11 protein-coding genes and 2 pseudogenes are annotated in these 14,608 nt (G+C 70.9%); 4 read left to right on the forward strand and 9 right to left on the reverse strand.

Going from position 1 to position 14,608, the window contains the following annotated elements; genetic code table 11:
- Positions 1–96: 96 nt before the first annotated feature.
- A pseudogene (locus tag ACFYW9_RS24660) lies at positions 97–520 on the forward strand (cyclase family protein); the annotation flags it as partial.
- Positions 521–579: 59 nt separating this feature from the next.
- A complete protein-coding gene (locus ACFYW9_RS24665) occupies positions 580–2,160 on the forward strand; it encodes a GMC oxidoreductase (RefSeq protein WP_389154205.1) in 1,581 nt (526 codons plus the stop codon).
- 136 nt (positions 2,161–2,296) lie between these two features.
- Here ACFYW9_RS24665 and ACFYW9_RS24670 read toward each other — a convergent pair whose 3' ends face one another.
- The 5 genes and pseudogenes from ACFYW9_RS24670 to ACFYW9_RS24690 all read right to left on the reverse strand — a co-directional run.
- Positions 2,297–4,063: a cation:proton antiporter gene (locus ACFYW9_RS24670; protein ID WP_389154208.1), complete on the reverse strand. Its 1,767-nt coding sequence runs from the start codon at positions 4,061–4,063 to the stop codon at positions 2,297–2,299.
- 218 nt (positions 4,064–4,281) lie between these two features.
- Positions 4,282–5,301, reverse strand: coding sequence for a cytochrome d ubiquinol oxidase subunit II (locus tag ACFYW9_RS24675; RefSeq protein ID WP_389154211.1), 1,020 nt, complete (start codon positions 5,299–5,301; stop codon positions 4,282–4,284).
- A complete protein-coding gene (locus ACFYW9_RS24680; protein WP_389154214.1) occupies positions 5,298–6,764 on the reverse strand; it encodes a cytochrome ubiquinol oxidase subunit I in 1,467 nt (488 codons plus the stop codon). Before ACFYW9_RS24680 ends, ACFYW9_RS24675 begins: the two co-directional genes overlap by 4 nt.
- On the reverse strand, positions 6,761–7,015 hold the full coding sequence (locus ACFYW9_RS24685) for a hypothetical protein (protein ID WP_389154217.1): 255 nt from the start codon (positions 7,013–7,015) through the stop codon (positions 6,761–6,763). The genes ACFYW9_RS24680 and ACFYW9_RS24685 overlap by 4 nt, the downstream gene beginning before the upstream one ends.
- Positions 7,016–7,068: 53 nt before the next feature.
- A pseudogene (locus ACFYW9_RS24690) lies at positions 7,069–7,338 on the reverse strand (SDR family NAD(P)-dependent oxidoreductase); the annotation flags it as partial.
- A 907-nt stretch (positions 7,339–8,245) separates the two neighbouring features.
- On the opposite strand from ACFYW9_RS24690, the gene ACFYW9_RS24695 reads away from it, so the two are divergent.
- Positions 8,246–9,184, forward strand: coding sequence for an SDR family NAD(P)-dependent oxidoreductase (locus ACFYW9_RS24695; RefSeq protein ID WP_389154220.1), 939 nt, complete (start codon positions 8,246–8,248; stop codon positions 9,182–9,184).
- Positions 9,181–10,236 carry a 3-oxoacyl-ACP synthase III family protein gene (locus ACFYW9_RS24700; protein ID WP_389154223.1) on the forward strand — a complete coding sequence of 352 codons (1,056 nt, stop codon included), beginning with the start codon at positions 9,181–9,183 and terminating at the stop codon, positions 10,234–10,236. Before ACFYW9_RS24695 ends, ACFYW9_RS24700 begins: the two co-directional genes overlap by 4 nt.
- A 674-nt stretch (positions 10,237–10,910) precedes the next feature.
- Here the strand turns inward: ACFYW9_RS24700 and ACFYW9_RS24705 are convergent.
- From ACFYW9_RS24705 to ACFYW9_RS24720, 4 genes are all read right to left on the reverse strand, one after another.
- Positions 10,911–12,203 (reverse strand): RNA polymerase sigma factor, encoded by a 1,293-nt coding sequence (locus ACFYW9_RS24705; RefSeq protein ID WP_389154311.1) that lies wholly within the window; start codon positions 12,201–12,203, stop codon positions 10,911–10,913.
- On the reverse strand, positions 12,194–12,535 hold the full coding sequence (locus tag ACFYW9_RS24710) for a YciI family protein (RefSeq protein WP_389154314.1): 342 nt from the start codon (positions 12,533–12,535) through the stop codon (positions 12,194–12,196). The genes ACFYW9_RS24705 and ACFYW9_RS24710 overlap by 10 nt, the downstream gene beginning before the upstream one ends.
- Positions 12,532–13,278 carry a nuclear transport factor 2 family protein gene (locus tag ACFYW9_RS24715; RefSeq protein WP_389154226.1) on the reverse strand — a complete coding sequence of 249 codons (747 nt, stop codon included), beginning with the start codon at positions 13,276–13,278 and terminating at the stop codon, positions 12,532–12,534. The genes ACFYW9_RS24710 and ACFYW9_RS24715 overlap by 4 nt, the downstream gene beginning before the upstream one ends.
- 93 nt (positions 13,279–13,371) lie before the next feature.
- The gene (locus tag ACFYW9_RS24720; protein ID WP_389154317.1) at positions 13,372–14,595 is read right to left on the reverse strand and encodes a cytochrome P450; all 1,224 of its coding nucleotides are present in this window, start codon (positions 14,593–14,595) and stop codon (positions 13,372–13,374) included.
- Positions 14,596–14,608 lie beyond the last annotated feature (13 nt).

A 14,608-nucleotide genomic window follows, 5' to 3' on the forward strand; every position in this document is an offset into this window, starting at 1 on the left:
CCGCGCCAGAGCCAGGACGATTCCAAGGAGCTCTACGGGCGCCTCGCGCACCTGGGGACGGGCGACGCCCTGGGCGCACTGGCCACCATCACCCCGGAGCGCGTCACCGCCGACGGCCTGCGGGCCTGCGAGCGGGACCAGGGCGTCCGGGTCGGTGAGGGCGACCTGCTGTTCGTCCGGGTCGGCCATCGCCGCCGGCGTACGGAGAACGGCCCCTGGGACGCCGCGCGCACCCGCGCCGGACTGCACCCCACCGCGATGGAGTTCCTCGCCGAGCGCCGGGTGGCCGTCCTCGGCGGCGACGGCAACAACGACACCGCCCCGAGCGTCACCGACGGCGTGGACTTCCCGTGCACGTGCTGGGCGTCCACGCGCTCGGGCTCCACCTCCTCGACTACCTCCAGTTCGAGGACCTGGTGCCGCTGGGCGAGCAGGAGGGCCGCTGGTCGTTCCTGTGCGTCATCGCGCCCTGCGTCTCCCCCAGGCCACCGGTTCCCCCGTGAACCCCATCGCGATCCTCCGACCCCCGATCCACCAACCGGCAGCACCCCTTGCCCCGACGACACCGAGGTGGCCGACATGTCCGACGACCGGCACTACGACGTCATCGTCATCGGCACCGGAGCAGGCGGCGGCACCCTCGCCCACCGCCTCGCCCCCACGGGCAGACGCGTCCTGATCCTGGAGCGGGGCGGCTATCTTCCCCGCGAGCGCGACAACTGGGAATCGACCGCCGTCTTCGTCAAGGGCAAGTACCGGGCCCCCGAGTTCTGGTACGACAAACACGGTGAGCAATTCCCGCCCGAGGTCAACTACTACGTCGGCGGGAACACCAAGTTCTACGGCGCCGCGCTGTTCCGTCTGCGCCCCGAGGACTTCGGCGAGTTGCGCCACCACGGCGGCATCTCCCCGGCCTGGCCCATCGGTTACGACGACCTGGAGCCGTACTACACGCAGGCCGAGCACCTCTACCTCGTCCACGGGCACCACGGCGAGGATCCGGGCGAGGGGCCGGTCAGCGCCCAGTACGCCCATCCGCCCGTGCGGCATGAACCGCGAATCCAGCAACTCAGCGACGACCTGGAGAAGCACGGCCTGCACCCCTTCCACCTGCCCATCGGCGTCAACCTCACCCAGGACGCCAACGGCGGTGCGACCCACGGCAGTGTGTGCATCCGCTGCAACCGGGTCGACGGATTCCCTTGCCTCGTCCGCGGCAAGGCCGACGCCCAGGTCATCTGCGTCGAGCCCGCGCTGGAGCACGCCAACGTCCGGATGGTCACCGGCGCCAACGTCCGCAAGCTGGAGACCGACGACACCGGACGCGCGGTCACCGGCGTGGTCGCCGAGCTGGAGGACGGCTCCGAGTCACGCTTCCACGGCGACATCGTCGTGGTCGCCTGCGGAGCGGTGAACTCCGCCGCGCTGCTGCTGCGTTCGGCGAACGAGCGGCACCCGAACGGCCTGGCCAACAGCTCCGACACGGTCGGCCGCCACTACATGCGGCACAACAACCTGGCCCTGATGGCGGTGTCGAAGGAGCCGAACGACACACAGTTCCAGAAGACCCTCGCCCTGAACGACTGGTACCTGGGCGCGGACGACTGGGAGTTCCCGCTCGGCGGCATCCAGATGCTGGGCAAGTCGGACACCGACCAGATCAAGGGCGAGGCACCGCGCTGGGCCGGACTCACATCACCGGACATGCCGTTCGAGGTGCTCGCCCACCACGCCGTGGACTTCTGGCTGTGCGGCGAGGACCTCCCCCAGCCGGACAACCGCGTCACCCTGGACGGCAACGGCGACATCCATCTCGCCCTGGACGAGAAGAACAACATCGAAGGGCTGAAGCGGCTGCAGCACAAGCTGCGGGGCATGCTCGGCAAACTCGGCATGCACCCGCACCACCTGCTGCCGCACAGCCTCTACCTGCACAAGGGCATGCCGATCGGCGCCACCGCCCACCAGGCCGGCACCGTCCGGTTCGGCACCGACCCGCAGACCTCCGCGCTCGACGTGAACTGCAAGGCCCACGACCTGGACAACCTCTACGTCGTGGACACCAGCTTCTTCCCGAGCATCGGCGCCGTGAACCCGTCCCTCACCGCCATCGCCAACGCCCTGCGCGTCGGCGACCACATCACCGAGCGGATCCGCTGAGCCGAACCCCTGGACCCGCGCTGCCTCTGGCCCCCACGCGGCACGCACGTCCGCCGGATGCGCCCAGGTTGCCCGCGGGCATGCGGCAGAAATGCCGTGAACGGGAGCCGTACCGCGGGCTGCCGTGAACGGATCCCTACCGCGACGGATCGGCCGTTGGCGTCAGCAGGATGGCGACGTCGCCGCCACCGGCCGTCGGCACACTCGTCTCGGTGGCCGCGAAGAGCCGCCCGTCCGGGCGCACCACGAACAGCACGTCGTGTCCGGCCGGGACGCCCCCGTCGGCCCGGTGGGTGACGATGCGCGCGCCGTTCGCGTACCGGCGCGCCAGCGCGGGCCGGTTGAGCCCCTCCCCGAACAATGCCTCGCTGCCCGTGTAGGGGGCGACGACGCCATGGCTGCGGGTGGGCGGTGCCAGGCGATGGACGGGACCTTCCACCGTCTCCTTGAGGGTCATGAACGCGAGGGCGTTGAAGTCGTCCTCGTCGGTAAGCAGCAACACATCCGTGATGCCCTCCAGTTCGGCACCGGCACCACTGGCGGCGGCGAGCAACTGGCCCGGAGCCAGGTCGAGGCCCGCGTCCGTGATACTCCGGCGCTCGCGATCGAGGCCCGCCCACATCAGCACGTCCAGGCCCGCCGAGCGCAGGGCCAGCCCCAGCTGGACCACCCAGGGGTCGCCGCCGACCAGGAGCGGGCGTGACCGGGCCGAACGACGGACGCCGAGCCACCGGGCCACCGGGAGCGCCGTCAGGCCGTACACCATGACGGTGGCGACGATCACCACGAAGGTGGCGGGGAGGATCTTCTGCGCGCCGCCGATGCCCGCCTGGACGAGCGAGACGGAGAAGGTGGAGGCGGTGGCCGCGGCGACGATGCCGCGCGGGGCCATCCAGCCGATGAACCACCGCTCCCGGAACGGTACGTCGGTGCGGAAGGTGGAGAGCAGCGCCACCAGCGGTCTGACCACCAGCACGAGGGCGGCGACGAGGCCGAGGGTCGGCAGCGCCACGTGGCGCAGGGACTGCGGGGTGACGGTGGCCGAGATAGAGATGAACAGCAGACCGATGATGAGCGAGACCATTGTCTCGAAGAAGGGCCGGCGGGCTGGCATGTCCAGTCCGGGCAGGTTGGCCAGGGCCATTCCCATGACGACGGCGGCGATGAGGCCCGTGTCGTCCCGGAAGGCGTCGCAGACCGCTGCCACCAAGACCACTGAGGCAAGTTGAAGCGTCGTGGAGAGGACCTCGTCGAGGGTGAGGTGACGCAGCAGCAGCCAGAGGAGAGTCACCCCGATGACTCCGCCGGCCAGGCCGACCGCGATGCTGGCGCTGAACTTTCCGAGCTGGCTGCCGGGGCCGTGCTGTTGGCCGGCCAGGACGCCGTGGAAGACGAACGCCCCGAGGATGCCGCCGATCGGGTCGATCAGAGAGCCCTCCCAGATGAGGACGCGTTGCAGTCTTTCCGTCGGCCGCACGGAGTTGAGCACGGGCCCGACGACGGTCGGGCCGCTGACGACGAGAATGGCGCCCAGCATCACGGCCGCGCCCCTGGACATGCCGACGATGGGGATCGCGAGCAGGGCGGCCGCCAGCCAGGTGATGAGCGCACCGAGCCAGATCAGCCGGACCACGACCTTGCGGGTGTGGCCCTTGAGGCGTCGCAGGTTCAACCCGAGTCCGGCGTCGTAGAGGATCACCGCCACGGCCAGCGAGACCAGCGGTGAGAACGCGGGGCCCAGCAGCTTCTCGGGGTTGACGTCGTCGGTCAGCGCGCCGGCGACGAAACCGGCCGGCAGCAGGAGAAGGATCGCCGGGACCCGCAGCAGGCTCGCCACCAGCTGGCAACCGACGGCGAGGGCCACGATCACCCCGATGCCGAGCAGAACCTCACTCGATGTCACTGCGCCCCCTCCTGGCGTGCCACCCTGCCCGACGAAATGGTGCATGCGCGTGCCGAGCCGGGTGCCGCCACTCGCTGCGGGCGATCAGCTCGACATCGAAGGCGAGTTCGAAGGCCGTCACCACGGTGGTTCCGCTGTTGTGCGTGGCCGGGGTTCCCGGCCACGCAGGCACCGTGGCACGGACCAGGGTCGCTGTCACCGTCGGCCGTCGTCACCGTTCATTCGGCACCGTCCTCTTCGGGGACGGGTTGCAGCACGCCGTGGGTGTCGAGGCGGTACAGCACGACCAGGGCGGGGCCGATGAACACGAGGGCGACGACCGCGACGATGATCATCCACTGCATCGTCGCGCTCGCCCCTGCACCCTGCTGGACGGTCAGCGACGTCGGCACCAGGTAGGGCCGCTGGGCGAACCCCCAGGCGGCGACCAGCAGGGCCACCACGGCCACCGAGCTGTACCGTGCCCAGCCGGCGGCCGGGCCGGCGACCAGCCAGGCCGTGACCGCCAGGGCCACCGCGGCGGCGATGACGAGGGCGAGCCCGGCGCCGTGGGTGAGCCCGTGGTGAACGTGGCTCGCGTGCGGGTCGGTCACGGTCAGGCCGATCGCTCCGAGGACCAGCAGCACGGCGGCGGCGATCCAGGAGCGCAGACGGAAGTAGCCGACGAGGTCGTGGGCCTCGAAGCGGCGGGCGTCCACGGTGAGGAACACCGCGCCGAGGAAGGCGGTGGCGGCGACGGTGATCAGGCCGGCCATGACCGAGGTGGTGTGGGCCCAGACGTCCGTCGAGGCGGTGGTGCCCGGTGCGGCCCGTCCGGAGGCCACCGCGCCGATGACCGTGCCCAGGAAGAACGGGGTGAGCAGGGACGAGACGGCGAACATGGCCCCGTAGATCCGACGTTCGGCGAGGCGGTGGGTGGGCTTGCGCAGCGCGAAGCCGGCGCCGCGCAGGACCATGCCGACGGCCGCCAGCGCGAGCGGGAGCCACAGGGCGGTGAACACGGTCTGGAAGAAGACCGGGAAACCCGTCCACATGAGGACGACGATGAAAATCAGCCAGACGTTGTTGACCTCCCAGACCGGCGCCATGGCGTGGTCGATGAGCCAGCGGGGGCGTCTGCCGCGATCGGCGCCACCGGCCAGCAGGTCCCAGAACCCGGCGCCGTAGTCGACGCCGCCGCCGCAGGCGTAGGCGGCGACCGCGAGCAGCAGGACCCACGCGACGACGGTGGCGGTCACAGGTCGCTCCCGGGTGCTCGGTGGTCACCGTGTCCGGCGGTGGCGGCCGGCTCCGGGCGCGGGCCGTACGGCGTGTGCGACTCGGGGCCCTCGGTCGGCGCTCCGGCGGAGCCGGAGTCGGCGAGGCGCCAGCGCGTACGCATCTTGAGCAGCACGGCGAGGAAGGACCCGAAGACGAGCACGTAGACCGTGACCATGACACCGAACATCGTCCACAGCGCGCCGGCGCCCGTCGGGGTGACCGCCTCGGAGACGCGCATGTTCTGGTAGACGATCCAGGGCTGGCGGCCGACCTCGGTGGTGATCCAGCCGCACTCCACGGTGATCACACTGGCGACCCCGGCGACGGCGGCGCAACGGAAGAACCACCGGGACTTCGGCAGGTCGCGGCGCCGCCACCAGCACCAGGCGTACCAGAGGGCGAGCAGGATCAGGACGCTCCCGATCGTCACCATGATGTCGAAGGCCCAGTGGGCGATCGTCGCCTGCGTCACGGTGGGGCGATCGGAGGCCGGCACCGACGTCAGCCCGGTCACCTTGGTCTTGGGACTGAACCCGGCGAGGATGGAGTCGAGTTGGGGGATCTTGAGCCCGCCCTTGATGCTGCCGTCCTCCTGGAGGCGCCCGAACATGTACTCCGGCACATGGGTGTCGGTCTTCCAGACCAGTTCCGTGGCGGCGAACTTGATCGGCTGCTTGTGGAAGACCGCCCGCGCGATGGCGTCACCGAGCACGAACTGCACGGGAGTGAGGATCGCCGCGACGGTGAACGGCACGGTGAATCCCAGGCGGTGGTAGCGGTCACGGCGGCCTCGGAGCCACCCCACCGCGTACACGCCGGCCACCACGTAGCCCGCGGTCAGGAACATCGCCACCACGAAGTGCCAGTACTGCGGGCCGAACATCGGTGTGAAGATCGCCTGCTGGACGTCGACGTTCACGGGCTTCCCACTGGCGTCGAGGGTGAAGCCCTGCGGGGTGTTCATCCAGGAGTTGGCGGCGATGATGCCGAACGCGCCCAGCAGGGCCGTCAGAGGCAGCGGGACGGCGAGCCAGAAGTGCGTCCTGGGCTTCAACCGGCGCCAGCCGTACAGATAGATGGCGATCAGGATCGCCTCCAGGAAGAACGCCCACGCCTCGACGCCGAAGCCGAGGCCGAAGACGTCGCCCCAGCGGCCCATCATGCCGGGCCACAGCAGGCCGAACTCCAGCGAGAGCACGGTGCCGGTGACGATGCCGACGGCGAACTGGACGGCCATCACGGCCGACCAGCGACGGGCCAGCAACATGGCGACCGGATCGTTCTTCCGGAGACCCCGGTAGTGCATGACCAGCGTGATGAACGGCAGTGCGACGCCGAACGGGACGAGCATGATGTGGGAGGCCAGGGTGAAGGCCATGAGTTCCCGGGCGGGCAGCAGTTGCGCGGGAGTGTTCGCCAAGAAGTGTGCGGCGGTGTTCATGCGGGCCTCGGTGGTTCGTGCCGGGCGATGGGGTCAGCCGGTGGACCGGACGGGGAGAGGACGTGCGCGGCGGCGGAATGCGGGACCGCCGCGGGGAAGGCGCGCTCGCGGCGCGATCCGGAGGCGAAGACCACCGCCCAGCTGAGCAGCGCGCCGACCCTGCTGCGGAACCCGGTGAGGAAGACGATGTGGATGAACAGCCAGATCAGCCGGCCGATCAATCCCGAGGCGTGGAAGCGGCCCATCTTCACGACGGCCCGGCCCCGCGAGATGTGGGCCGCGCTGCCGAGGTCCAGGTAGCGGAACGGGCGAACATTCCGACGAACCGGCCCTTGTCGGACACGTCCGCCTCTTGCGCGAAGGCTCGTACACCGAAGGCCTGGATCTGCCGGACGACGTCCTCGGCGGCATCCTGTCCGGCGACGTAGTTGACAACCACGTCGGCCCCCGCACGGTTCAGCGCGATCGCCGTGGCCAGTCCGATGCCCGAATTCGCCCCGGTACCCGTGGCCTTCTGGCCACGCAGGAGCGGCAACGCCGCAAGCCCCCCACCGCTGTCCACGATCGAGGTCACTTCCGTCTCCCCTCACCTGCCGTACGTCGGCACCAAGGCACTACATTCCTAGGCCGTGAGCCCGCGTGCAGGCTCCAGGACCGCCCGCTCGTCCAATCGGGCAGCGGTGCCCCTCCAACAGCCCAGTGAGCGCCGGGTCGACCTCGTCCACTCACACCGCTGTCGCCCACCGCCCCCTGGATGTCGGCCGAGACTGCCGACGGTCACGGAGAATGGCCTGGCCGCAGAGTCTCTCGTCACCAAGCGCCGCTCACCTTCTTGCTTCGGCGCCCTGAAGGCGGCGACCGCCGCGCGAACTGTGGGAGACAGCCGCTCCCGCCGAGGTCGGTGAGGCGGGTGTCGGCGAAGACCCTGCGCAGGAAGGCCTTGGGACGGGCCAAGGCAAGGACGATGCACGTGCTTGTCCGCGCGCAACTGGGCGAGGGCGTCGACGGTGGTGGCGTCGATACAGGTCACGGCTTCGAGGTTGTCGACGATCCACCGCGCTGCGGGTTGTGCTCGTCGATCACTGCCTTCACTCGGGCCGCGAAGAAGGGAACGTTGAAATGGAGGGCAGCATCAAAGCGGTAGACCACCACTGGGGGACTGGGACTGGGACGGAGCAACAGCAACCGCCCCGGTGTCGCCGCCCCGCCGGCCCCAGAACCGACCGAACTCCGCCTGACTGTGGCGGCCCCGCCCGCCGAGACCCCCACGGGTGTCGGCGGGCGGGGTTGGTCATCGTTCAGTGGGCGCTTTCACCTCTTGATTCATCCTGAATTGCCACCGTCTTCGCCCACGCCACCGTGGTCCTCGCTGACCACCCGTCCTGGCGGGCGACGCAGCAGTTGCCCTATGCGTCCTGCCGCATCCGTACGCCATCCGGCTCGTTGATCACTGGGCGCGATGGCGCACAGGGCGCACGGCCGTGAGGGATGTGAAGGCAGGCATGATGGCTTTGGCGGGCACCTCGGCCGATCGCTGCGCGGGACGCAGTGCGGTGGTCACGGGGGCGACGGGCGGTATCGGTGCGTCGACGGCGTTGCGGTTGGCCGGCTCGGGCTGGGATGTGATCGGCACCGCGCGCAGCCAGGAGAAGGCGGATGCCCTGGTTGCCGCCGCCGCGGGCCGGGGGCTCCGGCTGCGGACGGTGGTGCTGGATGTGGCGGACCCGGTCTCCTGCCGTGAAGCGATGGCCACGGTGGAGGAGATGACCGCAGGTGGCGCTTGGGCGGTGGTGAACAACGCCGGCGTGCCGCAGGCGGGCCGGGTGGAGGATGTCAGTGATGAGCAGGCGCGTCATCTGCTGGAAGTGAACCTTCTGGGTGCCATGCGGATCTGCCGGCTGGCCCTGCCGGGGATGCGGCGGCGGGGCGGGGGCCGGATCGTGAACGTGTCCTCAGGTCTGGGGCGGGTGCCGTGGCCGATGGGCGGCTGGTACAGCGCGAGCAAGCACGCTCTGAGTGCGATCACGCACTGCCTGCGGGTGGAGATGGCGCACGCCGGGGTACGGGTGTCGCTGGTGGAGCCCGGCGCCTTCGCGACGGCCATGCTGGACCGGGCAGTCGCCGACCTCGCCGGCGCGGACCCCAGCGACGGCGCGGCGGGCTACGACCGCTCGCGTGACCTGTTCACCGCCGTCAACCAACGCGTCCCCGGGCCCGGGCCGGTGGCCGGGGTCATCGCCCGCGCGTTGTCCGCCCGGCGCCCCAGGGCCCGTTACACCGTCGGCCTCGACGCCCGCTTCCTCATTCCGCTCCACACGATGTCTCCGCTGTGGCTCTCCGACCGGGTCAAGCACGCCGTCACCGGCCTGCCGCGCACCGCGCAGGGAGCGCACGGCGCGGCTGTGGAAGTGGTGGCATGAACGCCTGCAGCCAGATCACGCAGGTCGCGGTCCACCTGCCCGAGGGACGGCAGACCTGCGAGGCCATCGAGGACCGGCTGCGCGAGCACAGCCCGGCTCTGCGCATTCCCGCGGGGCTGCTGCGCCGGATGTACGGGCTTGAGGAGCGCCTCGTGGCCGACGACGGTGTCCTGCCCTCCGACCTGGCCTCCCGAGCCGCCCTCCAGGTACTGGCTCAGGCCGGGCTGGAGCCCGGCGACATCGACCTGCTGCTGTTCGCCTCCGTCAGCGCCGATGTCCAGGAACCCGCCAACGCCCACATCGTGGCTGCCAAAACCGGTCTGACCTGCCCCGTTTTCGACGTCTCGAACGCCTGCAACAGCGTTCTGAACGCCCTCGAAGTCGCCGACGCCCTTATCGTCTGCGGCCGCTACCGGCGGGTCCTCGTAGCCTGCGGCGAGACCCTGAGCCGGCTCAGCCGCTGGAAGATGACCAGCCGTCACGAGATGCGGACCGCACTGGCCTCCATGACGGGTGGCGATATGGGCGCGGCCCTCCTGGTCGAAGCCGGTACCGAGCCCGGGATCATCGCCAGCACCTTCATGGCCAACTCCACCGGCTGGCCCGCCGCCACCTTGTTCAACCCCTACCAGGCCCCCGGCCTGCCACGCGGACTGGACATCGACTCCGAGCAACTCCTGGCATCCTTCCTCGGCCTGGACGCCCGTGCCGTCCAGTGGCTCAAGGAGAACGACACCGATCCCGGCGAGCTCAGCCTCGTCTGCGTCCACCAGCCGTCCGTGCCGTTCGTGCGCACCTTCTCCGAGCGCCTCGGCGTCCGGCCCGAGACGGTCGTGCCCACCTTCTCCCGCACAGGCAACGTGGCCGCCGCCACCCTGCCCCTGCAACTCGCCCTCGCCTGCGAACAGGACCGCCTCCGCTCCGGGACGAAGATCGCCCTTTTCGGTCTGGCCAGTGGCGCCAGCGCCGGCGTGATGCTGATCGACTGGACAACTCAGCCTGATCTTTCACCTTGCGTTTTCGCTGCTCAGGGCTTGCAAAGAACCCGATGAACCAGGTCCGGCGCAGGCCTTCTTTGTCTGCGCTCCGGCGGAAGGTGTGACGGCACCGGCGGGCGATGCGTCCGGTGTCGTTGTTCATGACGCTCCATAGGGAGCGCGGCGCGGGCCGCGCTCCCTTGTCGACTCGTACGTAGTCAGGTGGAGCCGGCCTTCGGCGCTTGGGGGTGCGGTTGCGCGGGCGCCGATTTGTGGTGGGGTTCGTCTCGCCTGCGGGTTGATCGTCCACTTCGCGGTTGTTCTCGTCGGCGGCCTTCGGCCCCGGGATGGAGTCGGGTCCGGGCTCGCCACCCGGAGGCCGCGTGACTTCGGGGTCGGGCTCTTCGGCGGGTGACGGGCCTCTGTCCTGGACCTCGTCACGGCCTACCGCAAGGCCGCAGCAGCAGCAAAGGTCGGACACACCGCGCTGGAGACGGCGGAACGGCCGGAGAAGGCAGCGAACAAGAGCGCGCTGAAGAAGCGGCGCCGCCGGGTGGCCTGACCGGCTCCGTTGGACCTCATGCGGGACCCATCTTGGACCCATCAGGCCCGGTTTCCCGCTCCATTGAGCAGTGACCTAGACCATGCGTCAATCAAGGAACCAAGAAAAGCCCAGTTCAGAAGCGTTGGCCTGGGCCTTTCCTGGCGAGCCTTCTCCGGTATCCAAACTCAAAACCCACGAAGAGCCCCTACGCCGATCGACACTCCGCGAGCCGTTTCTCCAGGAATCTCCGCTCGGCCGCGTTCTCCACCCGTGCGAGGGCCCTGTCGTACGCCTCGGCGGCCTCCACCGTGCGTCCGGCGCGACGGAGCAGGTCCGCGCGGGTGGCGGGCAGCAGGTGGTACGCGTCCAGCTCGCCCTCCGCCTCCAGTTCGGCGACCAGGGCGAGCCCGGCGTCGGGGCCCTCGGCCATGCCCACGGCGACCGCCCGGTTGAGCCGGACCACGGCGGAGGGCACGAAGCGCCGCAGCTCGCCGTAGAGACCGGCGATGTCGGCCCAGTCGGTCTCCTCGGCCGTGGTGGCGGTGGTGTGGCAGGCGGCGATCGCGGCCTGGATCTGGTACGGGCCGGGGCGCCCGCGGCGCAGGGCGGTCTCCAGGAGTGCGGCGCCCTCGTCCGCCTCGGACGTGTCCCAGGCGGTACGGTCCTGGTCCTCCAGCGTGACCAGGTCGCCGGAGGCGTCGACGCGTGTGCCGCTCCGGGCGTCGTGGAGCAGCAACAGCGCGAGCAGCCCGAGGACTTCGGGCTCGTCGGGCATCAGGCGGGCCAGGACACGGGCGAGGCGGATCGCCTCCGCCGAGAGGTTCGCGCGCACGAGATCGGCCCCGGCCGTGGCGGCGTACCCCTCGTTGAAGAGCAGATAGAGCACGCCGAGGACGCCGGTGGTGCGTTCGGGCAGGAGGTGCGCGGGCGGTACGCGGTAGGGGATGCCCGCGTTGCGGATCTTCCGCTTGGCGCGCACCAGCCGCTGTGCCATCGTCGCCTCGGGGACGAGGAAGGCGCGCGCGATCTCCGGCGTGGTCAGCCCGGCCAGGGTGCGCAGGGTGAGCGCCACCCTGGCCTCGATGGCCAGCGCCGGATGGCAGCAGGTGAAGATCAGCCGCAGCCTGTCGTCGCCGACCCCGCTCCCGTCGCCGGAATCCGGTTCGTACGGGTCGTACGCGTCGTACATGTTGTACGGGTCGTACGGACCCTCGTCGCGTGCCGACACCGCCACCTCCCGCAGCTTCTGCGCGCCGACCGCCTCGCGGCGCAGCACGTCCAGGGCACGGTTGCGGGCGGTCGTGGTCAGCCAGGCGCCGGGGCGGCGCGGTACTCCGTCGCGCCGCCACCGGCCGAGCGCCTGGGCGAAGGCGTCCTGCGCGCACTCCTCGGCGAGGTCCCAGTCGCCGGTCACCCTGATCAGGGTGGCGACGACCTGGCCCCACTCCTCACGGAACGCGGCCGCGACCGCCTCCTCGACTCCGTCGTTCACTCCCAGAGCGGCCGCACCTCCACCGAACCGCCGCCCAGCGCCGCCGGATGCCGGGACGCGAGCGCGATGGCCTCGTCGAGGTCGGCGACCTCGATGATGTCGATGCCCGCGACGTACTCCTCCGACTCGACGAACGGTCCGTCGCCGAGCAGGACTTCGTCGCCCTGGACCCGGACGGTGGTGGCGTCGCCGGCCGGCCGCAGGCGGGCGCCGCCGATCACGATGCCGCGCTCGCGCGCCTCCTGGGCGTACGAGGTGAACCGGGGGTCGTCGGCGAGCTCCTCGGGGCCGAGTTCCTCGCCGCCGGCCGGCGTGCAGATGAACAGGGCGTACTTCACGGCCGTGTCTCCCCGGCCGGCGGGCGGCCCGCGGCGGACGGCACGGACGTGTGCTCGTGGACGATCTGCCAGCGGTCGCCGGCCGCGCGGTAGCCCGTGGTGACGCGTGCGGTGGTGTCCAGTGCCGTGCCGTCGACGAGCGGGGCGCGCAGACGCACCAGGGCGTGGCTGAAGGCGACGCTCTCGTCGACCCGCACCCGGAAGTCGAGCACCTCGCGGTCGGCGGGGCCGACGAGCGTCGCGAACCACTGTTCCTGCGCCTTGCGCAGGGCGTCGGCACCGCTCTGTTCGATGCCGGCCACGAGGTGGAACACCTCGGCGTCGGGGGCGTAGCAGGCCATCGCCCGGTCGATGTCCCGTTCGCGCAGGGCCTTCGTGAGCTCGGCGTCGAGGCGGCGGATCTCGCCCTCGGGGTCCTCGTCGTACCAGAACGGACGGATCTCCATGGCGCCGATCGTCGCGACGGGGTGCTTCGCGGCGGCCTCGACCGCCTCCTCCATGTCGGCGCATTCGAGGATGTCGAAGCCGGCGACGTACTCCTTGGTCTCGGCGAACGGCCCGTCGGTGCGCAGCACTTCGCCGTCGCGCACCCGGACGGTGACCGCGTCGGCGGGCAGCCGGAGCCGGTGGCCGTGCAGCCGGACGCCGCGCTCGGCGCCCAGTTCCTCGACCCACGGTCCGACGGGCGCCATCCCGGAGGCGTCGGCGGTGTCGTCGCCGCAGACCAGCAGCATGTACTTCATGGTTCCTCCTGGTGCTCGTGAACTTCCTGCACCCCACCGACGGACGGGGATCCGGCGAATCGACAGCCGGCGAAAACTTTTTCTCGTACGCCGTCAGTCGCGGGGGGTGCCGGGCCGCACGGGAAGGACCCGGACGCTGTTGCCGACGAAACTGGCCTGCTGGGTGAGCTCCCCCTCCGGCACGGCGAGGTCGAGGCCGGGGAAGCGGGTGAACAGCCGCTCCAGGGCGACGGTGGCCTCCATCCGGGCGAGCGGCGCGCCGAGGCAGTAGTGGGCGCCGTGCCCGAGGGAGAGGTGGCGGACGGCGTCGGGCCGCCGGGAGCGGGTGATGTCGAAGCGGTCGGCGTCCGCTCCGTGGGCGGTCCGGTCGCGTCCCGCGGCCGAGTAGCCGGCGAGGACGGGCGTGCCCCGGGGAATGACGGTCCCGTCGACGGTCAGGTCCCGCACGGGGTAGCGGAACGGGAAATAGCTGACGGGGGCGTCCCAGCGCAGGGTCTCCTCGACCACGTCCCCCCAGCTCGATTCGCCCTTCTGGACGGACTCGAGCTGCTCCCGGTGCCCGCACAGCGCCCGTACGGCGTTGGTGATCAGGTTCAGGGTGGTCTCGTGCCCGGCGATGATCATGAGTACCAGGGTGCCGAGGAGTTCCGGCCGGCTGAGCCGGTCGCCGTCCTCGTCGCGGGCGGCGATCAGCGCGCTGGTGAGGTCATCGCCGGGGTTCTCCGCGCGGGCGGCCGCGACGGCGCTCAGCACGGCCACCATTTCGTGGTTGGCGGCGACGGCCTGCTCGGGGCCGATGTCGGTGGCGACGACCTGGTTCGTCAGATGGTGGAGCCGGTCGCGGTACTCGGCGTCGACGCCGAGGAGTTCGCCGATGACGCCCATCGGCAGCGGGAGCGCGAAGTGGGCGCGCAGGTCGGCCGTTCCCCCGCCCTCCAGGGCCGCCGCGTGCAGACCGTCGAGCAGACGGGAGGTCAGTTCTTCGACGCGGGGGCGCAGTTGCTCGACCCTGCGCGGGGTGAACGCCTTGCTGACGAGGGACCGCAGGCGCCGGTGGTCGTCCCCGTCTGCGGTCGTCATCCCCTGCACGGTGGCGAAGGTCATGAGCGGCCAGCCGGCGGCTATGCGTCCCTCGCGCAGATCCGTGAAGTGCCGTGCGCCCTTGGCGACATCGGGGTGCGCGAGGAATTCCTTCAGTGCCTCGTGCCCGAGCACCACCGCGCCTTCCACCTCACCGGGCAGTACCACCGTCGCGACGGCACCGCGCGCGAGCAGCCGCGCGTTGTCGGCGTGCGGGCAGCCGCCCGCGGGGTCCATGCGGTGCGGTGTG

Origin of the sequence: Streptomyces sp. NPDC002698 (genome assembly GCF_042888945.1) — a bacterium.
GTDB lineage: Bacteria > Actinomycetota > Actinomycetes > Streptomycetales > Streptomycetaceae > Streptomyces.